Source organism: Leisingera sp. NJS204 (assembly GCF_004123675.1).
Classification (GTDB): domain Bacteria; phylum Pseudomonadota; class Alphaproteobacteria; order Rhodobacterales; family Rhodobacteraceae; genus Leisingera.
The window spans coordinates 4,080,381-4,105,483 of sequence record NZ_CP035417.1 but is presented as its reverse complement, the minus strand read 5'-3'; the positions used below and the strand labels follow the sequence as shown (position 1 = coordinate 4,105,483).

The window sequence follows — 25,103 nt, the reverse complement described above, 5'->3', positions numbered from 1 at the left end:
TTTCACGTGAAACATTCGAAGTATGATGTGATTGTCGTTGGTGGTGGCCATGCCGGCACGGAAGCCGCTCACGCTGCCGCACGAATGGGTGCGAAAACGGTACTGATCACACTGAGCCGTAGTGGAATTGGTGTGATGTCTTGCAATCCTGCTATTGGCGGGTTGGGTAAGGGGCATCTTGTCCGGGAAATTGATGCCTTTGACGGTGTAATGGGCCGTGTTGCTGATCTAGCTGGGATACAATTCCGTCTCCTGAATCGTCGAAAAGGACCAGCGGTTCAAGGGCCAAGAGCGCAATCAGACCGAACAATCTACCGTCAAGAAATCCTGAGGCTAACCGAAGCGCAACCGAACCTTGATATTCTCGAAGGTGAAGTAACTGATTTTCTCATGTCGGGAAAAGCCGTGACCGGGGCTGTGCTGGCTGACGGAAGTGAAGTTCCAGCAAAGGCAGTTATTCTCACCTCCGGAACATTCCTGCGAGGCGTCATCCACATCGGAGACATCTCCAAACCTGGAGGCCGGATTGGTGACAGGCCTTCCGTACGGCTAGCGGAACGCCTGGACAGCTTTGAACTGCCGCTAGGCCGGCTGAAAACGGGTACACCGCCCCGACTGGACGGACGTACAATCGAGTGGGATAGTCTGGAAGCCCAGCCAGGGGACGATGATCCTGTCTTCTTCTCATTTATGACAAGAGCAATAAGCGCTAAGCAAGTTTCCTGCGGAATTACTCACACCAATACACAGACACATGACATCATCCGGAAAAACCTGGAGCGGTCAGCAATGTACGGCGGCCATATCGAAGGTGTTGGTCCACGATACTGTCCGTCGATAGAAGACAAGATTGTCCGTTTCTCTGACAAGGAATCGCATCAGATCTTTCTGGAACCAGAGGGTGTTTCGGATCACAAAGTCTACCCCAATGGCATCTCTACAAGCTTGCCGCAAGACGTTCAGGAGGCGTATGTCCGGTCTATCAAGGGACTTGAGAGAGCAACTATCCTTCAGCCCGGCTATGCCATTGAGTATGACTATGTAGACCCACGCGTATTGAAGCTGGACCTGTCCCTGAAGGACATTCCAGGTTTGTACTTGGCCGGGCAGATAAATGGGACAACCGGGTACGAGGAAGCGGCAGCACAGGGATTGGTTGCCGGCTTGAACGCTGCGCGCATGGCGCGGGAAGAAGAGCCTGTTACGTTTGGCCGGTCAAGCAGCTACATCGGAGTAATGATCGATGATCTCACCACAAACGGTGTCACTGAGCCCTACCGGATGTTCACATCCCGTGCTGAGTTTCGCCTGTCCTTACGGGCAGATAACGCGGACCAAAGGCTAACGCCCATGGCTATAGAACTGGGTTGTGTTGGCGATGGCCGGCGGGTTGCGTTTCAGGAGAAAAATGACGGTCTAATGTCGGGTCGGAACATCTTGGAGACACATAAATTCACACCCAAGGAGGTGTCCTCAGCCGGAATACGGGTTAACCAAGATGGAAACCGCCGTAGCGGAATGGACGTTCTTGCGTTTCCTGAAGTCTCCTTTGAAGACGTCATTCCACTGATGCCGGATTTGGCAGGTGTAAAGATGGAAAATCGTCGGCAGTTGGAGCGCGATGCTCTCTACGCCAACTATATTGCACGCCAAGAACGGGAAGTCACTGCGATGAAGAAGGATGAGGGATATCGTTTCCCTGCCGAATTTTCATTTGAAGGAATTGACGGTCTTTCCAAGGAATTGCAAAGTAAGTTGTCTCAGTCCAGACCGGAAACCCTGGCGCAAGCCGCCCGCATTGACGGAATAACTCCGGCTGCGCTTGCGCTTTTGCTCGCACGTTTGCGTCGTGGCCTTCCAAGAGAGGGGAAATCCGCGTGAAAAATGGGATACTTCCTCAAGGACTTGATGTTTCACGTGAAACATTGCAGAGGCTTGAAGCCTTTGAACAGGTTATACAAAAGTGGAATCCGAAAATAAATCTTGTTTCGAAATCGAGCTTGGAACATCTTTGGATGCGCCATATCGCCGATTCCATTCAAGTTTTTCGCTGTACAGATCCTGTTGGACATTGGGTCGATATAGGTAGCGGTGGCGGTTTCCCAGGACTGATTGTTGCGATTTTGGCTGCAGATGAAGCACCGGACATGAAGGTAACATTGATCGAAAGTGATCAGAGGAAATCTGCGTTCCTTAGAACAGCCGCGCGAGAATGTGGTGTCAAGACGACTGTTTTGACCGAAAGAATTGAACAGGTTGAACCTCAAAGAGCGGATATCCTGTCTGCGCGTGCCTTGGCGGATTTGTCCACATTGCTTGAATTTTCGGAGCGCCATCTCGGATCCGAAGGGATGGCGTTGTTCCCCAAGGGCGAGAGCTGGAAAAAAGAAGTGAATAACGCCAGGCAGCAATGGCAGTTCGTGGCGGAACAGGTTAAAAGCCTGACAGAACAAGAAGCAGTAATCCTGAAAATAAGGGAAGTGGCACGTGTCTGATTATTCCCGCCCTGAGGGGCCTCGTATTATCGCGGTCGCAAATCAGAAAGGCGGGGTTGGGAAGACAACAACAGCCATAAATCTGGCGGCTGCTTTGGTGGAAACCGGGCTTCGTGTGTTGGTCGTCGACCTTGATCCGCAAGGGAATGCCTCAACTGGCCTTGGGATTGAACCGTCGGATCGGGATCTGACAACATATGATCTTTTGGTTGAAGACTCATCTCTGGGTGAGGTCATTCAAACAACCGAGATTGAGGATCTGTGCATCATCCCAGCGACTGTTGATCTCAGCTCTGCGGATATCGAACTGTTTACCAATGAAAAACGCAGTTTCCTTCTGCATGATGCTCTACGCCAAACCGCGATGGACGAATATGATTGGGACTATGTTCTGATTGATTGTCCGCCCTCGCTGAATCTCTTGACAGTCAATGCAATGGTTGCAGCACATTCGGTTCTGGTTCCGTTGCAAAGTGAGTTTTTTGCCTTGGAAGGGGTGACCCAGCTCATGCTGACAATTAGAGAAGTTCGGCAGTCAGCGAATCCAAACCTTCGAATCGAAGGAATTGTCCTGACAATGTTCGATCGTCGCAACAACCTGTCGCAGCAGGTGGAACAGGACGCCCGGGATAATCTGGGTGATTTGGTGTTTCAAACAAAGATCCCCCGCAATGTCCGGGTGAGCGAAGCACCTTCTTATGCGCAACCGGTTCTAAACTATGACACAAACTCTCTTGGCGCACAGGCATACCGGGCGTTGGCAGAGGAAATCCTCACAAAACATCACAAGATAGCGGCGTAAATGCAGAATACCTACCGGAGGCAATCATGGCAGACAAAAAAACAAAACCACGCGGACTGGGCCGGGGATTGTCAGCGTTGATGGCAGATGTGAACCCTGCACCGGTGAGTACGCAGGCAGAGGCACCACGGAATGCAGAGATTCTGGTGCCGATCGAAAATGTCATTGCCAACCCGAATCAGCCGCGGCGGCAGTTCTTGCAAGAAGACTTGGATGATCTGACAGCCTCAATTAAGGAAAAGGGTGTTCTGCAGCCGCTGATCGTGCGGCCGCGGCCTGGCGGAAAATTCGAGATTGTGGCTGGTGAACGCCGCTGGCGCGCGTCACAGGCCGCGCAGTTGCATGAAGTTCCAGTACTGATCCGGGACTACTCGGATCTTGAGATGATGGAAGTGGCCATCATCGAGAACATCCAGCGCTCGGATCTTAATGCGCTGGAAGAGGCTCAGAGCTACAAGCAACTGATGGAAAAGTTCGGCCATACGCAAGAACGCATGGCCGAAGCACTTGGCAAAAGCCGGAGCCATATTGCTAATCTAGTGCGCTTGTTGCACCTGCCGGATGATGTTCAAATTCTGGTGCAGGAGCGCAAGCTGTCGGCTGGCCATGCCCGGGCACTGATCACTTCGGATAATGCTTCAGATCTTGCCGTGAAGATCGTCAAGGGGGGGCTGTCTGTCCGCGCGACCGAAGCATTGGTTAAGAAAGATGCCGCCGGAGTTCAGACATCTGCCGAAAAGAAACCGAGAAAGCCGCAGGAAAAAGATGCGGATACCCGTGCTCTTGAAGGAGATCTGTCGGCAGTTCTGAAAATGAAAGTTGTTATCGATCACAAGCCTGGTGGTGAGGCCGGCGCCGTAACGATCAGCTACGAAAACCTGGATCAACTGGATGAGCTGTGTAACCTGCTCAGCCGCTAGGCCGGGTCCAGATGAAGAAAAGAACAGAAGATAGAACAACCGCCTGGATCCCTATTATGTAGCCAGGGGCACCAAGCAGCAGAGATAGTCCGAAGACGGCGGCAATCGAAACGGTTGCCGCCTTTTTTGCGCCTGGCCGGATGGCGCCGTGGTCGCGCCAATCCAGGATCATGGGACCAAAAATGTTGTGATCAACGATCCAACTGTGCAGACGTTCAGATGAGTTGGCGAAGAAGAACGCGGCAAGGAGAAGGAAAGGCACGGTTGGAAGCAAAGGCAGAACAATACCTACGACTGCCAAGCCGACACAGAACAGCCCTAGGCCGGCATAGATAAAACGCATTGATTCAATCCATCAACAGTTCGCGGAGCACTGCATTCAATAACGCGCGTCCTTGATCAGTCGCGCGGAGCTTCTTCTCTGAGATAGTGACCATGCCCATCTGTACAAGATCCTCAAGTCGACTCTCGGGGAGATTAACGCCTGATAGTTGAGTGTACCGCGCTAAATCCAGACCTTCGGATAGGCGCATCCCCATCATCATGTATTCAGCCACAGCATCTTCCTGCGAAAGAGATTCGCGCAGGGATTCCCCGTTTCCCTTGCTGACGGCTTCCAGCCAGGCACCTGGAGCCAGATGGGTTTCCGTGGCGTACCGGGTTCCATCAATACTCAAACGGCCATGAGCGCCGGGGCCGATCCCGGCGTAGTCGCCATATCGCCAATAGATCAGATTATGACGGGATTCCGAACCCGGCTTGGCGTGGTTGGAGGTTTCATAGCCGGCCATGCCAAAAGACGCGCAGATGTCCTGAGTGGCCTGATACATATCCGCGGCGGTGTCGTCGGCTGGCAGACCGCGCAGTTTACCCCGGGCGTAGCGATCACCAAAAGCGGTGCCGTCCTCAATTGTCAGCTGGTAAAGCGACAGGTGGTCAATAGCCATGGAAAGTGCTTCGCGAAGTTCCGCTTCCCAGGTTTTCAGTGTCTGTCCCTGACGGGCATAAATCAAATCAAAGCTGACCCGGTCAAAGCATTTGCGGGCGATATCAAAGGCTGATTTGGCTTCGGAGACACTGTGAATACGTCCCAGCCGACGCAAGTCCTCGTCATTCAGGGCCTGAATACCCATGGAGATCCTGTTGACTCCGGCGTCGCGGTAGCCGGCAAAGCGACCTGCCTCGACCGAGCCGGGATTTGCTTCAAGAGAGATCTCTATGTCATTGGCAAAGGGCCAAATTTCACGTGCCCGATCGATAACAGCGGCGACAGTTTCCGGCTGCATCAGAGAGGGGGTGCCGCCGCCGAAAAATATTGAGTTAAGGACACGGCCTGAGAGCTGTTCCGAGAGTCTGTCGAGTTCGCTTAGATAGGCTCTAACCCATAGTTTTTGGTCAATATTTGCGGAGACATGACTGTTGAAGTCGCAATAGGGGCATTTGGCTTGGCAAAAGGGCCAATGCACGTAGAGGCCGAAACCCCCATTGCGCCAGTCATCCACCGAAACAGCCCCGGATGAACTGGGCAACTGCTTTGCCGCGATGGCTGATCTTGTTCTTTTCCGTTGGGTCCATTTCGGCGCAAGTGATGCTATAACCCTCCGGCTGGAACATCGGATCGTATCCAAAGCCATGCTCGCCGCGGATCGGCCAAATCAGCTGGCCGGGCATCACGCCTTCGAACACCTCGTCGTGGCCGTCTGGCCAGGCAATGACCAGGGTACAGCGGAACTGGGCGGTGCGGGGGGCCTCGGGGCCGGCCGCGTTCAGCTCGTCATTGGCGCGGGTCATCGCCATTTGGAAGTCACGGCCATTAGGGGTTCCTGCCCAATCGGCGGTGTAGACCCCCGGGGCACCGTTCAGAGCGTCGATAGTGATCCCGGAATCATCGGACAAGGCCGGCAGGCCGGTTGCCTTGGCCGCTGCATGGGCCTTGATGCGGGCATTGCCGACAAAGGTGTCTTCGGTTTCCTCCGGCTCCGGCAGGTTCATTTCGCCGGCGCCGGCAACGCTGACGCCAAACGGGGCGAGTATCTCGGTGATCTCGTTCAGCTTGCCCTTGTTGTGGGTGGCGACAAGCAGCTTGCCGCCTTCCAGTTTGCGGATCATGTGCAGGCGGCCTTTTGCATCTCTGCCAGCTCTGTGGTGCCTTTGGCGGCCAGATCCATCAGCTGGTTCATCTGATCGCGGGAGAACAGGGAGCCTTCGGCGGACATCTGCACTTCGATCAGCTTGCCGGAGCCGGTCATGATGAAGTTGCCGTCGACGCCGGCCTCGGAATCCTCCGGGTAGTCGAGATCCAGCACCGGCTGGCCGGCATAGATACCGCAGGACACAGCAGAAACAGGATCCATCAGCGGGTCGATGTGGACGTCGCCGGCTTTCATCAGCTTGTTAACCGCCAGGCGCAGGGCGACCCAGCCGCCGGTGATCGAGGCGCAACGGGTGCCGCCATCGGCCTGCAGAACGTCACAGTCGACGGTGATCTGACGCTCGCCCAAAGCCACACGGTCGACGCCGGCCCGCAATGCGCGGCCGATCAGACGCTGAATTTCAACCGTGCGGCCGCCTTGCTTGCCCGATGAAGCCTCGCGGCGCATACGGGTATTGGTGGCGCGTGGAAGCATACCGTATTCAGCAGTGACCCAGCCAAGGCCGGTTCCCTTGATAAAGGGCGGCACCCGGTCTTCGATGGTGGCGGTACACAGGACGTGGGTATCGCCAATCTTAATCAGGCAGGAGCCCTCAGCGTGTTTGGTGAAGCCGGTCTCAATCGACACGGCGCGCATTTCATTCAGTTCTCGTCCTGAGGGTCGCATGGCACATCCTTTATTTGCTGGCTTGGGGATATCCCCCGGACGCCAAGCTATGCAAGCCCGATTGACCTTTTCCCATGCTGCTCTTTAATGACAACCTAGCTTTGGGTTCTTATGTTGAATCCGCAAGAAACGCTGGAACATCGATGAGCGACGCGAACAATATTCTGCAAGATCTGAATGACCGTTCGCGGGAAGTCTTCCGGACGGTGGTTGAAAGCTATTTGGAGAGCGGCGATCCGGTTGGCAGCCGTACGCTGACACGTTCACTGAGCGAAAAGGTAAGCGCAGCCACGGTTCGCAACGTAATGCAGGATCTGGAATTCCTTGGCCTTCTGGATAGCCCGCATATTAGCGCTGGCAGGGTGCCCACCCAGATGGGCTTGCGGATGTTTGTCGATGGGTTGCTGGAGGTTGGCGACCTGAACGCAAACGACCGCCAGAAAATTGACGCGACGCTGGGCAAAAATGCCGGCGATGTGGGGGGCATGCTGGACCGGGTCGGCGCGGCGCTGTCCGGTGTGACGCAAGGTGCTTCGTTGGTGCTGACGCCCAAACATGAGGCGGAGATCCGGCATATTGAATTTGTCTCATTGGCGCACGACCGGGCGCTGGTGGTGCTGGTGTTCTCAGATGGCCATGTAGAAAACCGCCTGTTTAAGCCGCCGCCGGGACAGACGCCCAGTTCGATGCGGGAGGCTGCGAATTTCCTTAATGCCCTGATTGAAGGGCGCACGCTGAGCGAGGTGCAGCGGGAGATCCAAAAAGAGATCTCGGCACGGCGGCAGGAAATCGATAGTCTGGCACATGCGATGATCGAAAGCGGGTTGGCCGTCTGGGAGGATGACGACAGTGATCAGGCCCGGCTGATTGTACGCGGACGGGCGAATCTTTTGGCCGAAACCGGTGCGGCGGAGGAGCTGGAGCGGATACGGACCTTGTTTGACGATTTAGAGCGCAAGCGTGATATCGCCGAATTTCTGGAACTGACCGAAGACGGCGATGGCGTGCGCATTTTTATCGGTTCGGAGAACAAACTTTTCTCACTTTCGGGTTCCTCTTTGGTGGTGTCTCCCTATATGAACGCGGATCGAAAGATCATCGGTGCGGTGGGGGTGATTGGCCCGACGCGCCTGAATTACGGACGGATTGTGCCGATTGTAGACTATACGGCACAACTGGTCGGCAAACTGTTGTCGGACCGGAGTTAGAGGTGAAACATGGCAGAGCTCAAGGACGAAGACTTTCTGGATGATATCGCTGCCGCCGAGGCAGAAGAGCTGGCGGGGCAGACCGAGGAATTTGATGATGCCTCGTTGGAAATCGATGCACTCCGGGCGGAACGGGATGAGCTGAAGGACCGGTTCATGCGGGCGCTGGCGGATGCCGAAAACGCCCGCAAACGCGGTGACAAGGCACGCCGGGAAGCGGAGAATTACGGTGGCTCGAAACTGGCCCGTGACATGCTGCCGGTTTACGACAACATGAAGCGCGCGATCGAAGCGGCGACCGATGAGCAGCGCGAAGTTGCGGCGGCGCTGATCGAAGGTGTGGAACTGACCATGCGCTCGCTGCTGGGTGTGTTTGAAAAGCACGGCATCCGGGTTGTGTCGCCAGAAGTTGGTGACAAGTTTGATCCGCAGGTGCATGAGGCGATGTTCGAAGCGCCGGTGCCGGGCACCAAGGCAGGTGACATCATCCAGGTGTCCGCCGAAGGCTTTATGCTGCACGACCGCCTGCTGCGGGCCGCGCAGGTTGGTGTGTCGTCCACGCCGGCCGGCTGATGTGAACAGACCCTGACGGGCCTGTGCCTTCGGCGAGAGTATTTTCGGAAAGATGAAAAGGCGGGTCCGTTTGGGTCCGCCTTTCCTTTTTAGATTGCAGCTTCTTTTAGTTTGTAAATCATTTCCAGTGCTTCTCGCGGGGAGAGGTCGTCCGGCTGTATACCGGCGAGGATTTCTTCGGCCGGAGAGGGCCCTGCCGGCGCCGTGGGTTGCGGTGGCGGGGCTGCTGCGAAGAGGGGGAGGTCGTCGATTTGGACCTTCGTTCCGCCTTCGCGGCTGCTTTGCTCCAGCATGCCGAGTACATCCCGCGCACGCGCAACTACTGATGCCGGGAGGCCGGCCAGCTGCGCAACCTGGACACCATAGGACCGGTCAGCGGCGCCTTTGTGCACTTCATGCAGGAAGATCACTTCGCCTTCCCATTCCTTGACCGCTACTGTGGCGTTGTCGACGCCTTCCAATTTGGCGGCAAGCTGGGTCAGCTCGTGGTAATGGGTCGCAAAAAGCGCGCGCGAGCGGTTAACCTCATGCAGGTGTTCCAGCGTGGCCCAGGCGATGGAGAGCCCATCATAGGTGGCAGTGCCACGGCCGATCTCATCCAGGATCACCAGGGCACGGTCGTCGGCCTGATTTAGAATGGCTGCAGTTTCCACCATTTCCACCATGAAGGTGGAGCGGCCGCGCGCGAGGTCGTCCGAAGCACCGACCCGGCTGAAAAGCTGGCTAACGACGCCGATATGGGCACTTTCCGCGGGAACGTAACTGCCCATTTGGGCAAGCAAAGCTATCAGAGCGTTCTGGCGCAGGAAGGTCGACTTGCCGGCCATGTTCGGACCGGTAAGCAGCCAAACCGCGGCACCTTCCTGGGCTGACAGATCGCAGTCATTGGCCACAAAAGTTTCGCCGCCCTGCTGGCGCAGCGCTTGTTCCACCACAGGGTGGCGACCGCCCTCCACGTGGAACGCACGACTTCCATCAACCTTCGGACGGGTCCAGTTTTCGCCGCGTGCCAGATCGGCCAACCCGGCCAGAAGATCCAGCTCGGCCAGCCCGCGGGCTGCGGTGTTAAGACGGGCGGCGGATTCTAGGATTGCCCCGGAAAGCCCCGCATAGAGCCTTTTTTCAATCTCCAGCGCCAGGTTTCCGGCATTCAGGATACGGGTTTCGATCTCGCTTAGCTCCACCGTGGTGAAACGGACCTGATTTGCTGTTGTCTGGCGGTGAATGTAGGTCTCATTGAGAGGTGGCGACATCATCTTATCCGCGTGGGTGGCGGTGGTTTCGATGAAATAGCCCAGCACGTTGTTATGCTTGATCTTCAGTGAGGTGACGCCGGTGTGCTGGGCGTATTGCTGCTGCATCGAAGCAATCACCGAGCGGCCTTCGTCGCGCAGAATGCGGGCTTCGTCCAGTTCCGGATCGTAACCGGTTGCGATGTAACCGCCGTCCCGTGCCATAAGCGGCGGTTCGGCAACCAGGGCCGCATCGAGGAGAGACAGCAAATCGTCGAACCCTTGCAGATCCGACATGGCCCCGGCCATCAGCGCAGGCAGTTCCAGCCCGGCGCAGAATCCGGCAATTGCTTCGGCCTGCGACAGCCCGTTGCGGATGGCAGCCAGATCACGCGGGCCGCCGCGCTCGAGCGCCAGACGGGAGAGCGCCCGATCCAGGTCCGGTGTTTTGCGCAAAGCCGCGCGCAGGTCTTCGGCGGTCTGTGCTTGGTCAACAGTGAAGTCCAATGCAGCAAGGCGCTGGTGGATCACATCGAGATTACGGGAGGGGCTGGACAGCCGTTGTTCCAGCAAGCGGGCGCCGCCGGGTGTGACAGTGCGGTCAACAACTGCCAGCAGCGAGCCGGCGCGGCCGCCGGACAGCGAACGGGTCAACTCCAAGTTGCAACGGGTGGCGGCGTCGATCTGGACCACCCGATCCTGCGCTTCCTGCTGCGGCGGCTGCAGCAGCGGCAGTTTGCCTTTTTGGGTGATCTCCAAATAATCGATCAGCGCGCCCATGGCTGAGACCTCAGCCCGGGTGAAAGTACCGAATCCATCCAATGCGCTGACGTTGAACAGAGAGCAGATGCGCTTGTCTGCCGCGGTGCTGTCAAAGCTCGCCTTGCCCAGCGGAGTGAGCGGGATCTTGTATTCTTCAGCCAGAGGGAGGGCAGCGTCATAGGCCGGACCATCAGCAACGATCAGCTCTGATGGCGCCAGACGGGCGAGCTCGGGTGACAAGCGGACCCGCGCGACCGGCATCACGTGGAACGCTCCGGTGGAGATGTCCGCCCAAGCCAGCGCCGCCTCATCCCGCAGTTCAGAGTAAGAAACCAGAAAATTGTGGCGGCGCGCTTCTAGCAGAGATTCTTCGGTGAGAGTGCCCGGTGTCACAAGCCGCACCACATCCCGCTTCACCACCGATTTGGAACCGCGCTTTTTAGCCTCGGCCGGGCTTTCCAGCTGTTCGCCCACGGCAACGCGAAAGCCCTTGCGGATCAGCGTCAGCAGATAGCCTTCGGCGGCATGGACGGGCACGCCGCACATCGGAATGTCCTCGCCATTGTGCTTGCCGCGTTTGGTCAGCGCAATGTCCAGGGCTTCAGCGGCGTTGACTGCGTCCTCAAAGAACATCTCGTAAAAGTCGCCCATCCGGTAAAAAAGCAACGCATCCGCATGCGCTGCTTTGATCTCGAGATACTGCGCCATCATGGGCGTAACGGTCATGAAAATTCCCCCGGGTCGTCGTTGTAAAACGTGTACATTGGGGGCGGTCCGAGGAAAACCCGGATGTGACTGCCGCCAGGAACTCCGGCGGCAGTCTGCTGTCAGTAAAGGTTGCGCAGCGTGTCGGGCATCGTGTTAACGATGGAGAGCGACAGAGTGCTCAGCTGTTGCTGCGCTTGAAGCGCCAGAAGTTTTGTCGCCGCTTCCTCCATGCTGGTGTCGATCATCGAGCTGACCCCTTGGGTGATCGAATCCGACAGCTTGCCGACAAACTGGTTCTGTTCGGCAATGCCGCCGGCGCTAGCGCCAAGAGCAGCGGAACTGTCGATTGCGTAAGCCAGGAACCCTTCGATTTCTCCTAGGGCGGTCAGCGCGCTGGCGCTGTCGGTGATGGCAGTCCGGTTGCCAATGTCAAACTGCGGGCTGCCTTCGAAGTCGGCGCCATTTACGCTGATCGTGGTCACGCCTCCGGTTGCGGATAGTGCAGAGGGGACAGTCAGCGCTGTGCCGCCATTGCCGTCCACATCGGTTTTCAGCAGGTTCACACCATTGAAACTGGATGATGAGATGATCGAATTGATCTGCTCGGTCTTTTGCGACAGGGCCGCTTCGAATTTGCTGAAATCCCCCATCCCGCTTGCCGCCATAACAGCCAGTGACCGCATTTCTGTTAAAGTGTCAGTGATCTGTTCCGCTCCGGCGGAAGCAACTGCCACGGTGGCTTCACCCAGCGACAACGTGTCTGAGACAGAACGCAATCCCGAAATATCAGAATCCATCAGCTCGGAAATAGCCCAAAGGGCGGCGTTATTCTGTGCCGTGTTGACTTCTTTGCCGGTGGATATGCTGTCTTGCACGGTGTCGAGCTGGCTATTGACGCCACCCAATGTCTGCAAGGCAACCATCGCGCCGGAATTGTTTTGGAAACTTATCATTCCTCATTATTCCTTTGATCCTAGGCCCGTGTTACGGGCGGACAAATGTCATTCTGACACGTGCTTCTCAGGCTCATAAGTTCGAGCGCGCAGCGCCACCTGGCTTACAGATGCGTGTTAATACCTATTAATAAATTACAGCAGCCGGGCGTCTACTTTAAGGTGAAAACTTGGCGCTATGCATCGTCCTTTAGTCGCATTTATCTCAATTCTGGCTATACAGATTCTTGAAAGCCCGGATTGAGGGGCGCGGTTGGCTGGGCTAAGACGGACCGCGACGAGGAGAGGACACGAGAAAAAATGCCCAAGACAAAGATCACCGACGAAGAAGCCCTAGCGTTTCACCTGGAGCCGTCTCCAGGCAAATGGGAGATCAATGCCACTGTCCCGATGACAACGCAGCGGGATTTGTCTTTGGCGTACTCTCCAGGTGTTGCGGTGCCTTGCGAGGCAATCGCGGAAAACCCTGAAACTGCTTATGATTACACCAACAAGGGCAACTTGGTTGCGGTGATTTCCAACGGCACGGCGGTGCTGGGTCTGGGCAATCTGGGGGCTTTGGGCTCTAAGCCGGTGATGGAGGGCAAATCTGTCCTGTTCAAACGCTTCGCTGACGTGAACTCGATCGACATCGAACTGGACACCGAGGATCCGGACAAGTTCATCGAAGCGGTTAAGCTGATGGGGCCGACCTTTGGCGGCATCAACCTGGAAGACATCAAGGCGCCGGAGTGTTTCATCATTGAGCAGAAGCTCAAGGAAGAGATGGACATTCCCGTGTTCCACGACGATCAGCACGGCACTGCGGTGATCTGCGCGGCCGGCCTGATCAACGCGTTGCATCTGTCGGGCAAGAAGATTGAGGATGTGAAGATCGTCCTGAATGGCGCAGGGGCAGCCGGCATTGCCTGTATCGAGCTGCTGAAAGCCATGGGCGCGCGGCACGAGAACTGCATCGTCTGCGACACCAAAGGCGTGATCTATCAGGGCCGTACCGAGGGCATGAACCAGTGGAAATCTGCCCATGCGATCAGCACGGATCTGCGCACGCTCGAAGAAGCCATGCGCGGTGCCGACGTTTTCCTGGGCGTGTCGGTCAAGGGCGCGGTAACCCAGGAAATGGTCGCCGCGATGGCCGACAATCCGGTGATTTTTGCGATGGCCAACCCGGATCCGGAAATCACTCCGGAAGAGGCGCATGAGGTGCGCGTCGATGCCATCGTCGCCACCGGCCGGTCCGATTACCCGAACCAGGTCAACAACGTGCTGGGCTTCCCCTACCTGTTCCGCGGCGCGCTGGATATCCACGCCCGCGCCATCAACGACGAGATGAAGATCGCCTGTGCCCACGCGCTTGCAGCACTCGCGCGTGAGGATGTACCGGATGAAGTGGCGCTGGCCTATGGCAAGTCGCTGTCATTTGGCCGCGACTATATCATTCCGACGCCCTTTGATCCCCGGCTTATCCATCGGATCCCGCTGGCGGTGGCCAGGGCTGGCATGGACACCGGTGCCGCCCGCCGTCCGATCGTGGACATGGACGCCTATGAGGTGGGATTGAAATCCCGCATGGACCCGACCGCCTCTATCCTGCGCGGATTGAATGCCCGTGCCCGGTCCGCCCAATCCCGGATGATCTTTGCCGAAGGAGATGACCCGCGTGCGCTGCGCGCTGCGGTGATGTACCAGCGTTCGGGCTTTGGCAAATCGCTGGTTGTGGGCCGGCAGGAGGATGTGCGCACCAAACTGGAAAAAGCCGGCCTTGGCGATGCCGTGCGCGAGCTGGAAATTGTCAACGCTGCCAACACGCCGAATTTCGATTTGTACAAGGACTTTTTGTACAGCCGTTTGCAGCGTAAAGGTTTTGATCACAAGGATATTCACCGGCTGGTGGGACGTGACCGGCACGTGTTTGCCAGCCTGATGCTGGCGCATGGGCATGGTGACGGTCTGGTCACCGGCGCAACCCGTAAGTCGGCCCATGTGCTTGAGCGGATCAACCACGTGTTTGATGCCGATGCTGATCATGGAGCCGCTGGTGTGACCGCACTGTTGCACAAAGGCCGGATCGTGCTGATCGGAGACACGCTGGTGCATGAATGGCCGGATGAGAACCACCTGGCAAACATCGCTGAACGTGCCGTGGGTGTTGCCCGCCATATGGGACTTGAACCGCGGGTGGCCTTTGTCAGCTTCTCCACTTTCGGTTACCCAGTGTCAGAACGTGCGGAAAAGATGCATGTCGCACCCGCTGTATTGGACAAACGCGGTGTTGATTTCGAATACGAAGGCGAGATGACCGTTGATGTGGCACTGAACGAGCGGGCGCAGCGGTACTACCCGTTCCAGCGTCTGACCGGCCCGGCCAACATCCTGATCGTGCCGGCCCGCCACTCAGCCTCGATTTCGGTCAAGCTGATGCAGGAGATGGGCGGCGCCACGGTGATCGGCCCGATCCTCTCTGGCATCGACAAGCCGATCCAGATCTGCTCGACCACCTCCACCACCAATGACATTCTGAACATGGCGGTACTGGCAGCCTGCAACATCGGGTGATCTGAATGGCGATCTGGAACCTGGGATCAATCAATGCGGACATGGTCTATGCCTTGCCGCATCTGCCGGCGGCGGGGGAAACCCTTGCCGCTAGGCGCCTTGACCGCTTTTTAGGCGGGAAAGGCGCTAACATGTCCGTTGCCGTCGTCCGCGCTGGCAGCGAGGTTAACCACATTGGCGCTGTTGGACCTGACGGGGCTTGGGCAATTGAGCGGTTGAAGGGTTATGGCGCCGGAATTCGCAATATTGCCCAGGTGGACATCCCAACCGGCCACGCCATCATTGCGGTGGAGCCGGAGGGGGAAAACCAGATTATCCTGTTTCCAGGCGCCAACCGTGCGCTGACCCAAGACCAATTGGAACAAGCGCTTTCGCGGGCAAATGCAGGCGACATTCTGGTGATGCAGAATGAAACCAATATGCAGGCCGAAGCTGCCCGTGCGGGCCGGGATCACGGGATGCGGGTCTGCTACGCCGCCGCCCCTTTTGACGCGGACGCCGTTCAAGCGGTTCTTCCGTTTCTCGACTTCTTGATCCTGAACGAGGTGGAAGCCGGACAGCTGAAAGAGGCCTCTGGCAAGTTGCCGGATGAGCTTGGCATCAAAGACGTGATTATCACTCTTGGTGCTAAAGGAGCCCGGCATATCAACGGCGAAACCGGTGCGATTCTGGATGTTCCCGCTCTTCCGGTAACGCCTGTGGATACCACGGGGGCAGGGGACACTTTCACCGGATATGTCCTCTCAGGTCTGGATCAGGGTTTGCCGTTGTCAGAGGCAATGTCGCAGGCCGCACAGGCTGCGGCACTGATGGTCACGCGGCATGGCACGGCAGATGTGATTCCTGAGTTGAAAGAAGTGCAGGCGGCCTGTTTTTAGTCTGCGGCAGCCTGCTTCTTTCTGGTTCATAAATACTCCGGGGGAATTGGCCGTCAGGCCAAGGGGGCAGCGCCCCGTTTCAATGCCCGTTTGCAAAAGGCGCGGCATCGCCCCACAGCTGCGCCACCCGCTCATCGCGCCCGCAGGCCTGACGGTATCGCTTATAGGCCTCTGCTTGCCGTTTGGGGCCAAAGCGGGTGAACACCAAGTTGTCCCCCTTGTAGTAGTCCTGATGATAGTCTTCGGCTTCATAGAAGGTCTTTGCTGAAAGGACAGGCGTCACGATTGTTATTCCCAAGGCATCCTGAGCTTCGGATATAACCCGCCTGGCCAGGGCCTTTTCCACTTTGTTAGAGACAAATACCGCCGTGCGGTAGCTCTCTCCGCGGTCGCAGAACTGGCCGCCTGCGTCTGTTGGATCAACCGAGCGGATAAACAATTCCAGCAAGTGCCCGCGCGAGACTTTTGCCGGATCAAAAGTAATTCTTACCGCTTCGTAATGGCCGCTGCCGCCGCGGCTGACGTCTTTGTAAGTCGGGCTTTTGGTCTTGCCGCCGGTATAGCCCGACACGGCCTCGATCACCCCGGGCACGCTTTCAAAATCGCTTTCCACACACCAGAAGCATCCCCCTGCCACGGTCAGATCTTCAGTTGCTTGCGCCTGCACCGGATTGGCATGAGCTAACGTGCCGATCGCAATTAGCCCCATCAAAGTCAAAGGTCTCAGTTTTTCCAGAAAACGCATCTTGGGCCTCCAGTTAGCTTTGTTGCTACCCTGCCGGCTGATGCGCAGTCCCTCAACCCGGCAGCGACGGATTTCACGGACAGGTGACAGCAAGTTACTGCTTGGAAATTGGATCCAAAATTACTAACGTGCCGGCAAAGGAGGATCCCATGACTGAAAAGATGAGCACTCACCAGGCTGAAGAAGATCAGCGCAACGAAGAAATCCTGATCTATCTGAACGGCAAAACTGTTCCCAAGGCTGAGGCCAAGGTGAGTGTTTATGACAGCGGTTTCATGCTGGGCGACGGCGTGTGGGAAGGGCTGCGGCTGTACAATGGAACCTGGGCCTTCTTTGACGAACATCTGGACCGGCTGTTTGAGGCTGCCAAGGCGATTGATTTGGACATTGGGTTGGACCGGGATGGCGTGAAAAACGCTGTGTTAGAGACACAGAAAACCAATGGAATGACCACTGATGCCCATGCCCGGTTGATGATCACACGCGGGGTAAAAACACGCCCTTTCCAGCACCCTTCGCTGTCGCAGCAAGGTCCGACGATTACCATTATCATGGAGCATTCCCGCCCCAATTTGCCGCGTCCGATAAAACTGGCCACAGTGCCGCATATCCGCGGGTTGCCGATGACGCAGGACCCCAAACTGAATTCCCACTCCAAGCTGAATTGTATCATCGCCTGTATCGCTGCCGAGAAGGCCGACGCAGATGAGGCGCTGATGCTGGACGTGAATGGCTTTGTGAACACCACAAATGCTTGCAACTTCTTTATCGTGCGCAAGGGGGAGGTTTGGACTTCGACCGGAGATTATTGCATGAATGGCATTACCCGGCAGAAAGTGATCGACTTGTGCCGCGCCAACGATATTCCGGTTCACGAGCGGAACTATTCTCTGGTGGATGCATACGGTGCCGACGAAGCCTTTCTGACTGGCACTTTCGGGGCGCAGACACCGGTGGGCAGCATCGACGGGCGGCAGATCGGCAGCGGCCAGATGGGACCCGTGACCGAAAATCTTCGTGCCCTCTATAAGGATCTCATCGAAAAGGAGTGCGCATGATGCGGATTGCCATGTGGTCCGGGCCGCGGAACCTGTCGACGGCGCTGATGTACGCCTTTGGCAACCGAGGTGATTGCGCAGTGGAGGATGAGCCGTTTTACGCCGCCTATCTGGCGATGACCGGCCTGAGCCACCCGATGCGGGCAGAAATTCTGGACAGCCAGCCGCAGGAACCGGATGCCGTGGCAGAAGCGCTGCTGGGGCAGGTTCCAGGCGCCAAGCCGCACTACTATCAAAAACATATGACGCAGCACATGATCCCCGGCGTTCCGCGGCAGTGGATGCAAGAGGTCGCAAATGTCTTTTTGATCCGTCATCCTGCCCGTGTGATCGCCTCATATGCCGTGAAGCGGGAAAATCCCACCTTGGAAGACATTGGATTCCGCCAGCAGGCGGAGCTGCTCGAACTGGTGCGCAGCTGGGGACAGGCACCGGTTGTTGTTGACAGTCATGACATTCGGAATGATCCGGCAGGCAAACTGGAACAATTGTGCGAGACGATTGGCATGCCGTTTTCCCCGAAGATGCTGACCTGGCCAAGGGGCGGGCATAAGGACGACGGCGTGTGGGCGGCGCATTGGTACGGTGCGGTCTGGAATTCAACCGGCTTTGCTGGCCCGGAAGGCCCGCTGCCGGAGGTGCCGGAGGAGCTGCAGCCCGTGCTGCAGGCGGCGCTGCCTATATATGAGCAAATGAAGGCAGCGAAAATCTGAGGGGAGAAGGGGGCGTTGCCCCCTCGCGTCTGCGGCGCTCACCCCCAGGATGTTTTCAGCCAGAAGAAGAGGCTCAGCCGATCAGTTTGCCCAGTTTCATGGCAACACCCATGTCGCCGGAGATCTTGATTTTGCCCATCATTACGGCCGTCATCGGGTTGAGCTTGCCGGTGAGCAGCTTTTTCAGGTTCTCTCTGGAAAGCTGCAGCGTGCAGTCGGTGTCACAGTCTTCGGTGCAGGCAGCGCCATTGGCGAGCACGATAACGCCATCGTTCCCGCAGTCGAATTTCAGCGTGCCGTCAAAGCTCTTTCCAGCCAGACCTGTGCGGATGTCCTCGGCGATGTCCTGAAGTGACATATGTTCCTCCCTTGCTTGCGGTGAGGGTTAGGCACGCAAGGGTAGCCGGGCAATAGTGACCAAGGGGGAGGGCGCCGGGTTACGTTTCGGCAAGGGCTGCCTTGGTAAGCGGACAGGGCTGACCGCCATAGAAGGTATCAAGCACCTGCCGGAATTCCGCCGGCGCACCGGGGACAGCTGCAAACAACGTCATTGAAGAGCGTAGTTTCTTAGCGTCGGTACTGCCGAGGATCTGCGCGGGATCGGTACCCTGATGCTGCAGCACCAGTCGGCTGGTGTCCACCAGGCGGCTGCGCAGTTTTTCGTGGTTCAGATAGGCGATAGCCTCGGCCTGGTCCTCGATCCCGTAAAGCTGCGCCATGTGGGATTGGCCTAGTTCGGCCAATTGGGGAAAGACGAACCACATCCAGTGGCTCGTCTTTTTTCCTGCAGAGAGTTCAGCCAGGACAGCCGCCCAAACGGTGTCCTGAGCTTCGACGAACATTTCCAGTTCTTCCGCGAAATCGTCCTCGAAATCGCCGTCTATGCCGCCGTAGTCACTCACTTTTTGATCCGGCGCTCGCGTGCGGCCAGCAGCTTGAGGCGCAGGGCATTCAGCTGAATGAAACCTGCAGCATCCGTCTGGTCATAGGCGCCGGCGTCTTCCTCAAAAGTCACATGCGCTTCGGAGTAGAGCGAGTGATCCGACCAGCGGCCCACGCAGACTGCGGAGCCTTTGTAAAGCTTCAGGCGCACGGTTCCGGTGACATGTTCCTGGCTCTTGTCGATAGCAGCCTGCAGCATTTCGCGCTCGGGCGAATACCAGAAGCCATTGTAGATCAGCTCTGCGTATTTCGGCATCAGCTCATCTTTGAGATGCATTGCGCCGCGGTCCATGGTGATCGATTCAATGCCGCGGTGGGCTTCCAGCAGCAGGGTGCCGCCAGGGGTTTCATAAATGCCGCGGGATTTCATACCGACAAAACGGCCTTCGACCAGATCGAGACGGCCGCAGCCATGCTTGCCGCCCAATTCGTTCAGTTTGGTCAACAGGTCTGCCGGGCTCAGCGTCTCACCATTAATGCTGACGGCATCGCCCTTTTCAAAACCGACCTCGATGAACTCAGGTTCATTCGGCGCGTCCTCGGGGTGAACGGTGCGCTGGTAGACATAGTCAGGCGCCATTACTGCCGGGTCTTCCAGAACTTTGCCTTCGGAGGAGGTGTGCAGCAGGTTTGCGTCAACCGAGAAGGGGGCTTCGCCGCGTTTGTCCTTGGCCACCGGAATCTGGTTTGCTTCGGCAAATTCCAGCAGACGGGTACGCGAGGTCAGATCCCACTCACGCCAGGGTGCGATCACCTTGATGTCCGGGTTCAATGCGTAGGCTGCCAGCTCAAAGCGGACCTGATCGTTGCCCTTGCCAGTGGCGCCGTGTGCAACCGCGTCGGCGCCGGTGGATTCGGCGATTTCCACAAGACGTTTGGAGATCAGCGGGCGGGCAATCGAGGTGCCCAGCAAATAGAGCCCCTCGTAAACTGCGTTGGCGCGGAACATCGGGAAGACGAAGTCGCGGACAAATTCCTCACGCACATCTTCGATGAAGATGTTTTCCGGCTTGATGCCCAGCATTTCTGCCTTTTTGCGGGCCGGCTCCAGTTCCTCACCCTGGCCGAGATCGGCGGTGAAGGTGACAACTTCGCAGCCGTATTCGGTCTGCAGCCATTTCAGGATTATCGAGGTGTCGAGGCCGCCGGAATAGGCGAGCACAACTTTCTTAGGCGCGGACATGGAATTCCCTCTCAGGTCAGAACGCCTGCGGCGTAGCGGGTTTTGCCCGGAAGGGCAAGGTTAACCGGGGTTTTCTAATCTGCCAGGCACGCATAACGTGCGCGGAGAAGCAGAACAATCTATTGGAGAATGCCCGCATGAAAGGCTGGTCGATTTTCACTCACTCGGTGAGCATGGTTCTTAGGAACTTCGAATGGGCGGTCAGAATTGCCCTTGTGCCCGTCTTGATCGGAATTGCTCTTATTTTTGTTGTACTCAGTGCAGGCGGGCAGCCGATCGCAATGTTTTGGGATGAGCAAGCTTTGTCAGATGCATTGCAATCCGGCAAGCTCGGCCTGTCATTTGTCACCGCCACACTGATATTTATAGCGGTTCAGTTTTGGGTCTTTGTAGCATGGCACCGACTCATTCTGTTGGAAGAGTATCCAACAAGCTGGCTTCCTGCTTTCAAGGGAGATCGGATATTATCCTATTTTGGGCACATGCTGCTCATAGGATTTCTTGTGTTTGTGCTTTTTATCCCGTTGATGCTCCTTGTGAATGGACTTATCGCGGCGATGGGATCGGGAGCATTGGTTCCTATGCTTCTAGTGATTGCTGGGTACTCTGTTTTTGTTTTGATCGCGATGTATCGTATGCTTCCTGTATTACCGGCAGTAGCCATTGGTCGACCGCTTTTGCTGCGCGAGTCATGGCAAGCGACTTCCGGTGCCTCTGGCACGGTCTTTCTCGTGCTTGTTCTGTTGGGCGTGCTGCAGCTTTTGATGCAGTTTGTTTCCGGCTTGTCTTTTGCAGTTTTTGCCCCTCTTGGTTTCGTCTTTTCTGCGTTTGCCATGCTGGCCATGTCTTTGGTGAGTGCCAGCGTTCTTACTACTTTCTATGGACACTATGTCGAAGGCCGCCCGATCTAACTTCCGGTATTCTTATGTATGCTTTGCACCTGCCCCTTGTCTTGGGGGCGGGCATGCGCCACTGAATGTTCCATGAACGATTTCAAGTCCCAGGCCTGCGCCGCTGAACAGGCGATGCGCGATGTGTTTCCCGCAACTCCGTTGCAGCGCAATGTGCATCTGTCGGAGCGTTTCGGCGCGGATATCTATCTCAAGCGCGAGGATCTGAGCCCGGTCCGCTCCTACAAGATCCGCGGGGCGCTGAACGCGATGCGCAAGCAGCCGGATCAGGAGCTGTATGTTTGTGCCTCGGCCGGCAACCATGCTCAGGGCGTTGCTTTCATGTGCCGTCATCTAGGCAAGCGCGGCGTAATCTTCATGCCGGTCACAACGCCGCAGCAGAAAATCCAGAAGACCCGGATGTTCGGCGGCGACAATATCGAAATCCATCTGGTTGGCGACTATTTCGACATTTGCCTGGCTGCTGCGCAGGAGTGGTGTGCCAAGGAGGGCGGGCATTTCCTGTCGCCCTTTGATGATGCCGATGTGATAGAAGGCCAGGCCTCCATCGCCGTGGAGATTGAAGCGCAGCTGGGTAAAACACCGGATCACGTGCTGCTGCCGGTTGGCGGTGGCGGCATGTCGGCCGGTGTTTCCTCTTGGTTTGGTGACGGGGTGCATAGCCTGTTTGTTGAACCTGAAGGCGGTGCTTGTTTGCGGGCAGCGCTTGCCGCAGGCAAGCCGGTTGCATTGGATCATGTCGACACTTTTGTCGATGGCGCTGCGGTGGGGCGGATCGGCGCGCTGCCCTTTGATATTCTAAAGGACGTGCCGCTGCCGGATGTCCTGGCCATCTCCGAGGACCGGATCTGCGCCACCATTATCGAGATGCTGAACGTGGAAGGCATCGTGCTGGAGCCGGCCGGCGCGCTGTCGGTCGAGGCGCTGCAGGATGTGCGCTCCTGGATCCGCTGCAAGACGGTGGTTTGCGTCACATCCGGCGGCAACTTTGATTTTGAACGTCTGCCAGAGGTCAAGGAACGGGCGCAGCGCTATTCCGGAGTGAAGAAGTACTTCATCTTGCGCCTGCCGCAGCGGCCTGGAGCGCTGAAGGAGTTTCTTGGCATCTTAGGCCCGGAGGACGACATCGCCCGCTTTGAATACATGAAGAAGTCCGCCCGCAATTTCGGTTCGGTGCTGATCGGGATCGAAACCAAGCGGCCGGAGAATTTCGAGCAACTGTTTGCACGGCTTGATGCGGCCGGGATGACCTTTACGGACATCACCCAGGACGAGACTTTGGTGCAGTTTGTGATCTGACATCTGAAGCCTGGTCAGAATTTTTCGGACATCCCGGTCAGGAAAGCAGATCTGGACGCTTGGAAATTGGCGATGATGGCAGCGACATCGACATCTTGTGCGCCACCTTGTGCCGACTTTCGCTCGCCGTCCATACACAGACCCGAAAATTCATCAAACCCGAGGTTCAGCGCGCTGCCTTTCAGGAAATGCAGGTCCTGCTCCAGCTGACTGCAATCACCGCCTTGCAGCCTGCCGATAACTTCCTCGACCTCTTCGAGAAAAATTTCAACAACTTCCTCGAAATCCTCGGCGCCAACTTCTTCGCGCAGCTCGGTCACTCGCGGCCAGTCAATCATGTCATATGTCCCTAAGATCAGTCGCCATGCGCAATTTCTTAAGTTGATTGCAGTAAAAATATAGTGAAATAAAGAGGGAAGCTCAAATTTTAGGTTTCACCGCCTGTTAAATTTCTGGACCGATAGTATCACAAGATCGTCTGATTTTGCCATTTGTGAGGTGCCTTCGGTGCTGCCAGAAAGTTCGATGGACAACGAGGACCACACAGTGGCCGGATCAATACGCCGTGTGCTGGTCGTTGATGACAGCCGCCTGCAAAGACGCATTCTAGTTGCTTCTCTCAAGAAATGGGGGTTTGAGGTCGTCGAGGCTGAGAGCGGCGAGGCCGCGATGGAAATTTGCCAGACAGAAACTCCTGACTTGATCCTCAGCGACTGGATGATGCCGGGCATGAACGGGCTGGAGTTTTGCCGCGCGTTCCGTACCCGCTCCAGCGAGGAGTATGCTTATTTCATCCTGCTGACCTCAAAGAGCGAAAAGAACGAGGTTGCAGAAGGGCTTGATGCAGGCGCCGACGATTTCCTGACCAAGCCGGTCAGCTCGGATGAACTGCGGGCGCGGATTTCTGCGGGTGAGCGGATCCTGAGAATGCAGCGGGAACTGTCCGAGAAGAACCGTATCGTGTCCGAAACTCTGGGGGAGTTGCAGCGGGTTTATGATGCGATCGACAAGGACCTGATCCAAGCCCGCAAGATTCAGGAATCACTGGTGCCGGAACTGTCCAAGGATTTCGGATCCTCCACCGTCAGTCTGCTGCTGAAGCCCTGCGGCCATATTGGCGGCGATCTGGTGGGAATGTTCTCTCCTGGCGTGAACCGAATCGGCTTTTACTCCATCGACGTGTCCGGTCACGGCATCACGTCGGCGATGATGACAGCGCGTCTCGGCGGCTATCTGTCCTCGAACTACTTCGATCAGAATGTCGGGATGGAAAAACGCTTCAACCGGTTTTACGCTCTGCGCCAGCCGGAGGAAGTCGCCAGCCTGCTGAATGCACGGCTGATCGCTGATACCGGGATCGAAGAGTACTTCACCATGGCTTATTGCATCGCCGATTTGCGCAGCGGTGTTGTTAAGATGGTGCAAGCAGGCCACCCGCATCCGCTGTTGCTGCGCAAGAACGGTGAACTGGAGTTCATCGGTAAGGGTGGTGTGCCGGTGGGACTGGTTCCCGATATCGGCTACAGCCAGGAAGAATTTGTCATGGAACGTGGCGACCGCCTGCTGCTGTTCTCTGACGGCTTTACAGAGGCGCGGCTGGAAGATGGGTCCATGCTGGAGCCGGAGGGTCTGCTGGAGCTGGTTGGAAAATGCGGGTCAGAGCAAAGCAGTAAGGAATTTCTGGATGATCTTTACTGGCATTTGACGCAAGTTATGAGCAAGGAACACGGGCTTGAGGATGACGTCTCGGCCACATTGTTTGAGTACCAGGGTCCGTAAACCAGTCAGGTTGGTTGTCTGATGTTGTCCTGGCTTCGGCTGGGATGTTGTCTTTTCGGTGGTTGGCGTCTCAAACCCTTACAACCGGGCTGCCAGTTGGGCTGCAAAATGCCGGTCGCCGGCATTGCCAAGCCGGAGGGCGGCTTCCTGCGGGGTGACCCACAGCGCTTCATGCCCTTCTTCTGCAGGCGGGCCGATCCGGCGCAACGGGCGGGCAATGTAAATATGGCAAATTTTTTCGGCCCAAAGATCATACTCCGGCATATAGGCAAAGCGCCGGAACACACCCATCTTGTGCGGCGCGGCAATCTTCCAGCCGGTTTCCTCATAAACCTCTCTGTGCAGTGCGGGAATGGGTGACTCGCCTGGATCGATACCGCCTCCTGGCAGCTGCAGGTCCGGATGAGGCGCATACTGGCAGGTAATCAGCAGCTTGCCGCCCCGCGGCAGCAGAGCATAGGCGCCCGGACGCATCTTGTAACGCTGGCCGTTTTCCGGTGTCTTACCAAATCGCCTGATCACGGGCCGGCCCCTTCACTCCAGTATCAATTCTCCTATATAGCCCCG

Annotated in this window: 25 protein-coding genes; 13 read left to right on the top strand and 12 right to left on the bottom strand. The window is 56.9% G+C overall.

Features of this window, described 5'->3' with window-relative positions; translation table 11 throughout:
• Positions 1-6: 6 nt before the first annotated feature.
• From mnmG to ETW24_RS19935, 4 genes are read left to right on the top strand one after another with little or no spacing between them, the layout of a single operon-like run.
• Positions 7-1,881: a tRNA uridine-5-carboxymethylaminomethyl(34) synthesis enzyme MnmG gene (gene mnmG, locus ETW24_RS19950; protein ID WP_129372661.1), complete on the top strand. Its 1,875-nt coding sequence runs from the start codon at positions 7-9 to the stop codon at positions 1,879-1,881.
• The gene (gene rsmG / locus ETW24_RS19945) at positions 1,878-2,495 is read left to right on the top strand and encodes a 16S rRNA (guanine(527)-N(7))-methyltransferase RsmG (RefSeq protein WP_129372660.1); all 618 of its coding nucleotides are present in this window, start codon (positions 1,878-1,880) and stop codon (positions 2,493-2,495) included. The genes mnmG and rsmG overlap by 4 nt, the downstream gene beginning before the upstream one ends.
• Positions 2,488-3,297, top strand: coding sequence for a ParA family protein (locus ETW24_RS19940; RefSeq protein WP_129372659.1), 810 nt, complete (start codon positions 2,488-2,490; stop codon positions 3,295-3,297). The genes rsmG and ETW24_RS19940 overlap by 8 nt, the downstream gene beginning before the upstream one ends.
• Positions 3,298-3,323: 26 nt before the next feature.
• Positions 3,324-4,217, top strand: coding sequence for a ParB/RepB/Spo0J family partition protein (locus ETW24_RS19935; RefSeq protein WP_129372658.1), 894 nt, complete (start codon positions 3,324-3,326; stop codon positions 4,215-4,217).
• Here ETW24_RS19935 and ETW24_RS19930 read toward each other — a convergent pair.
• The 4 genes from ETW24_RS19930 to rph are packed head-to-tail and all read right to left on the bottom strand — an operon-like array spanning position 4,207 to position 7,036.
• On the bottom strand, positions 4,207-4,560 hold the full coding sequence (locus ETW24_RS19930) for a YbaN family protein (protein WP_129372657.1): 354 nt from the start codon (positions 4,558-4,560) through the stop codon (positions 4,207-4,209). The genes ETW24_RS19935 and ETW24_RS19930 overlap by 11 nt on opposite strands.
• A 4-nt stretch (positions 4,561-4,564) precedes the next feature.
• The gene (gene hemW / locus ETW24_RS19925) at positions 4,565-5,719 is read right to left on the bottom strand and encodes a radical SAM family heme chaperone HemW (protein ID WP_129372656.1); all 1,155 of its coding nucleotides are present in this window, start codon (positions 5,717-5,719) and stop codon (positions 4,565-4,567) included.
• On the bottom strand, positions 5,712-6,326 hold the full coding sequence (gene rdgB, locus ETW24_RS19920; protein ID WP_129372655.1) for an RdgB/HAM1 family non-canonical purine NTP pyrophosphatase: 615 nt from the start codon (positions 6,324-6,326) through the stop codon (positions 5,712-5,714). Before rdgB ends, hemW begins: the two co-directional genes overlap by 8 nt.
• Positions 6,323-7,036 (bottom strand): ribonuclease PH, encoded by a 714-nt coding sequence (gene rph, locus ETW24_RS19915; RefSeq protein ID WP_129372654.1) that lies wholly within the window; start codon positions 7,034-7,036, stop codon positions 6,323-6,325. Before rph ends, rdgB begins: the two co-directional genes overlap by 4 nt.
• Before the next feature lie 143 nt (positions 7,037-7,179).
• Between rph and hrcA the strand changes: the two genes are divergently transcribed.
• Positions 7,180-8,244: a heat-inducible transcriptional repressor HrcA gene (gene hrcA, locus ETW24_RS19910; RefSeq protein ID WP_129372653.1), complete on the top strand. Its 1,065-nt coding sequence runs from the start codon at positions 7,180-7,182 to the stop codon at positions 8,242-8,244.
• 9 nt (positions 8,245-8,253) lie between these two features.
• Positions 8,254-8,817 (top strand): nucleotide exchange factor GrpE, encoded by a 564-nt coding sequence (locus tag ETW24_RS19905; protein WP_027256989.1) that lies wholly within the window; start codon positions 8,254-8,256, stop codon positions 8,815-8,817.
• Positions 8,818-8,906: 89 nt separating this feature from the next.
• On the opposite strand, the gene mutS is transcribed toward ETW24_RS19905, so the two are convergent.
• Both mutS and ETW24_RS19895 read right to left on the bottom strand, forming a co-directional pair.
• Complete coding sequence (gene mutS, locus ETW24_RS19900; protein WP_129372652.1) at positions 8,907-11,537, bottom strand: DNA mismatch repair protein MutS; 2,631 nt, start codon at positions 11,535-11,537, stop codon at positions 8,907-8,909.
• A gap of 101 nt (positions 11,538-11,638) precedes the next feature.
• Positions 11,639-12,472 (bottom strand): flagellin N-terminal helical domain-containing protein, encoded by an 834-nt coding sequence (locus ETW24_RS19895; RefSeq protein ID WP_129372651.1) that lies wholly within the window; start codon positions 12,470-12,472, stop codon positions 11,639-11,641.
• A 300-nt stretch (positions 12,473-12,772) separates the two neighbouring features.
• Between ETW24_RS19895 and ETW24_RS19890 the strand changes: the two genes are divergently transcribed.
• Entirely contained in the window at positions 12,773-15,028 is a 2,256-nt protein-coding gene (locus ETW24_RS19890; RefSeq protein ID WP_129372650.1) for an NADP-dependent malic enzyme, read from the top strand.
• Positions 15,029-15,033: 5 nt separating this feature from the next.
• On the top strand, positions 15,034-15,906 hold the full coding sequence (locus ETW24_RS19885) for a ribokinase (protein ID WP_129372649.1): 873 nt from the start codon (positions 15,034-15,036) through the stop codon (positions 15,904-15,906).
• A 79-nt stretch (positions 15,907-15,985) separates the two neighbouring features.
• On the opposite strand, the gene msrA is transcribed toward ETW24_RS19885, so the two are convergent.
• The gene (gene msrA / locus ETW24_RS19880) at positions 15,986-16,651 is read right to left on the bottom strand and encodes a peptide-methionine (S)-S-oxide reductase MsrA (RefSeq protein WP_129372648.1); all 666 of its coding nucleotides are present in this window, start codon (positions 16,649-16,651) and stop codon (positions 15,986-15,988) included.
• Between the two features lie 149 nt (positions 16,652-16,800).
• Between msrA and ETW24_RS19875 the strand changes: the two genes are divergently transcribed.
• Complete coding sequence (locus ETW24_RS19875) at positions 16,801-17,709, top strand: aminotransferase class IV (RefSeq protein ID WP_129372647.1); 909 nt, start codon at positions 16,801-16,803, stop codon at positions 17,707-17,709.
• Positions 17,709-18,422, top strand: a complete 714-nt coding sequence (locus ETW24_RS19870) for an HAD family hydrolase (protein WP_129372991.1) — start codon at positions 17,709-17,711, stop codon at positions 18,420-18,422. Before ETW24_RS19875 ends, ETW24_RS19870 begins: the two co-directional genes overlap by 1 nt.
• Positions 18,423-18,495: 73 nt before the next feature.
• Here the strand turns inward: ETW24_RS19870 and ETW24_RS19865 are convergent, their stop codons facing one another.
• The 3 genes from ETW24_RS19865 to ETW24_RS19855 all read right to left on the bottom strand — a co-directional run bounded on the left by ETW24_RS19865 (position 18,496) and on the right by ETW24_RS19855 (position 20,547).
• Complete coding sequence (locus tag ETW24_RS19865) at positions 18,496-18,780, bottom strand: SCP2 sterol-binding domain-containing protein (protein WP_129372646.1); 285 nt, start codon at positions 18,778-18,780, stop codon at positions 18,496-18,498.
• A gap of 79 nt (positions 18,781-18,859) precedes the next feature.
• On the bottom strand, positions 18,860-19,324 hold the full coding sequence (locus ETW24_RS19860; RefSeq protein ID WP_129372645.1) for a DUF1810 domain-containing protein: 465 nt from the start codon (positions 19,322-19,324) through the stop codon (positions 18,860-18,862).
• Positions 19,321-20,547 (bottom strand): argininosuccinate synthase, encoded by a 1,227-nt coding sequence (locus ETW24_RS19855; protein WP_129372644.1) that lies wholly within the window; start codon positions 20,545-20,547, stop codon positions 19,321-19,323. The genes ETW24_RS19860 and ETW24_RS19855 overlap by 4 nt, the downstream gene beginning before the upstream one ends.
• Before the next feature lie 137 nt (positions 20,548-20,684).
• Here ETW24_RS19855 and ETW24_RS19850 point away from each other — a divergent pair, with 137 nt between their 5' ends.
• Positions 20,685-21,458 (top strand): hypothetical protein, encoded by a 774-nt coding sequence (locus ETW24_RS19850; RefSeq protein ID WP_129372643.1) that lies wholly within the window; start codon positions 20,685-20,687, stop codon positions 21,456-21,458.
• Between the two features lie 72 nt (positions 21,459-21,530).
• Entirely contained in the window at positions 21,531-22,757 is a 1,227-nt protein-coding gene (gene ilvA / locus ETW24_RS19845; protein WP_129372642.1) for a threonine ammonia-lyase IlvA, read from the top strand.
• A 14-nt stretch (positions 22,758-22,771) separates the two neighbouring features.
• Here ilvA and ETW24_RS19840 read toward each other — a convergent pair whose 3' ends face one another.
• Positions 22,772-23,095: an Hpt domain-containing protein gene (locus ETW24_RS19840; protein ID WP_129372641.1), complete on the bottom strand. Its 324-nt coding sequence runs from the start codon at positions 23,093-23,095 to the stop codon at positions 22,772-22,774.
• Between the two features lie 187 nt (positions 23,096-23,282).
• Here ETW24_RS19840 and ETW24_RS19835 point away from each other — a divergent pair, with 187 nt between their 5' ends.
• The gene (locus ETW24_RS19835; protein ID WP_129372990.1) at positions 23,283-24,536 is read left to right on the top strand and encodes a PP2C family protein-serine/threonine phosphatase; all 1,254 of its coding nucleotides are present in this window, start codon (positions 23,283-23,285) and stop codon (positions 24,534-24,536) included.
• A gap of 78 nt (positions 24,537-24,614) precedes the next feature.
• Here the strand turns inward: ETW24_RS19835 and ETW24_RS19830 are convergent, their stop codons facing one another.
• Positions 24,615-25,058, bottom strand: coding sequence for an NUDIX hydrolase (locus tag ETW24_RS19830; protein ID WP_129372640.1), 444 nt, complete (start codon positions 25,056-25,058; stop codon positions 24,615-24,617).
• Positions 25,059-25,103: the final 45 nt, after the last annotated feature.

What these genes read in the sequence shown, in the direction of transcription:
- ETW24_RS19935 (WP_129372658.1), top strand. Translation starts at nt 3,324, where the DNA reads ATGGCAGACAAAAAAACAAAACCACGCGGACTGGGCCGGGGATTGTCA.
- ETW24_RS19930 (WP_129372657.1), bottom strand. Translation starts at nt 4,560, where the DNA reads ATGCGTTTTATCTATGCCGGCCTAGGGCTGTTCTGTGTCGGCTTGGCA.
- rdgB (WP_129372655.1), bottom strand. Translation starts at nt 6,326, where the DNA reads ATGATCCGCAAACTGGAAGGCGGCAAGCTGCTTGTCGCCACCCACAAC.
- rph (WP_129372654.1), bottom strand. Translation starts at nt 7,036, where the DNA reads ATGCGACCCTCAGGACGAGAACTGAATGAAATGCGCGCCGTGTCGATT.
- hrcA (WP_129372653.1), top strand. Translation starts at nt 7,180, where the DNA reads ATGAGCGACGCGAACAATATTCTGCAAGATCTGAATGACCGTTCGCGG.
- ETW24_RS19905 (WP_027256989.1), top strand. Translation starts at nt 8,254, where the DNA reads ATGGCAGAGCTCAAGGACGAAGACTTTCTGGATGATATCGCTGCCGCC.
- mutS (WP_129372652.1), bottom strand. Translation starts at nt 11,537, where the DNA reads ATGACCGTTACGCCCATGATGGCGCAGTATCTCGAGATCAAAGCAGCG.
- ETW24_RS19895 (WP_129372651.1), bottom strand. Translation starts at nt 12,472, where the DNA reads ATGATAAGTTTCCAAAACAATTCCGGCGCGATGGTTGCCTTGCAGACA.
- ETW24_RS19890 (WP_129372650.1), top strand. Translation starts at nt 12,773, where the DNA reads ATGCCCAAGACAAAGATCACCGACGAAGAAGCCCTAGCGTTTCACCTG.
- ETW24_RS19885 (WP_129372649.1), top strand. Translation starts at nt 15,034, where the DNA reads ATGGCGATCTGGAACCTGGGATCAATCAATGCGGACATGGTCTATGCC.
- msrA (WP_129372648.1), bottom strand. Translation starts at nt 16,651, where the DNA reads ATGCGTTTTCTGGAAAAACTGAGACCTTTGACTTTGATGGGGCTAATT.
- ETW24_RS19875 (WP_129372647.1), top strand. Translation starts at nt 16,801, where the DNA reads ATGACTGAAAAGATGAGCACTCACCAGGCTGAAGAAGATCAGCGCAAC.
- ETW24_RS19870 (WP_129372991.1), top strand. Translation starts at nt 17,709, where the DNA reads ATGCGGATTGCCATGTGGTCCGGGCCGCGGAACCTGTCGACGGCGCTG.
- ETW24_RS19865 (WP_129372646.1), bottom strand. Translation starts at nt 18,780, where the DNA reads ATGTCACTTCAGGACATCGCCGAGGACATCCGCACAGGTCTGGCTGGA.
- ETW24_RS19855 (WP_129372644.1), bottom strand. Translation starts at nt 20,547, where the DNA reads ATGTCCGCGCCTAAGAAAGTTGTGCTCGCCTATTCCGGCGGCCTCGAC.
- ETW24_RS19850 (WP_129372643.1), top strand. Translation starts at nt 20,685, where the DNA reads ATGAAAGGCTGGTCGATTTTCACTCACTCGGTGAGCATGGTTCTTAGG.
- ilvA (WP_129372642.1), top strand. Translation starts at nt 21,531, where the DNA reads ATGAACGATTTCAAGTCCCAGGCCTGCGCCGCTGAACAGGCGATGCGC.
- ETW24_RS19840 (WP_129372641.1), bottom strand. Translation starts at nt 23,095, where the DNA reads ATGATTGACTGGCCGCGAGTGACCGAGCTGCGCGAAGAAGTTGGCGCC.
- ETW24_RS19835 (WP_129372990.1), top strand. Translation starts at nt 23,283, where the DNA reads ATGGACAACGAGGACCACACAGTGGCCGGATCAATACGCCGTGTGCTG.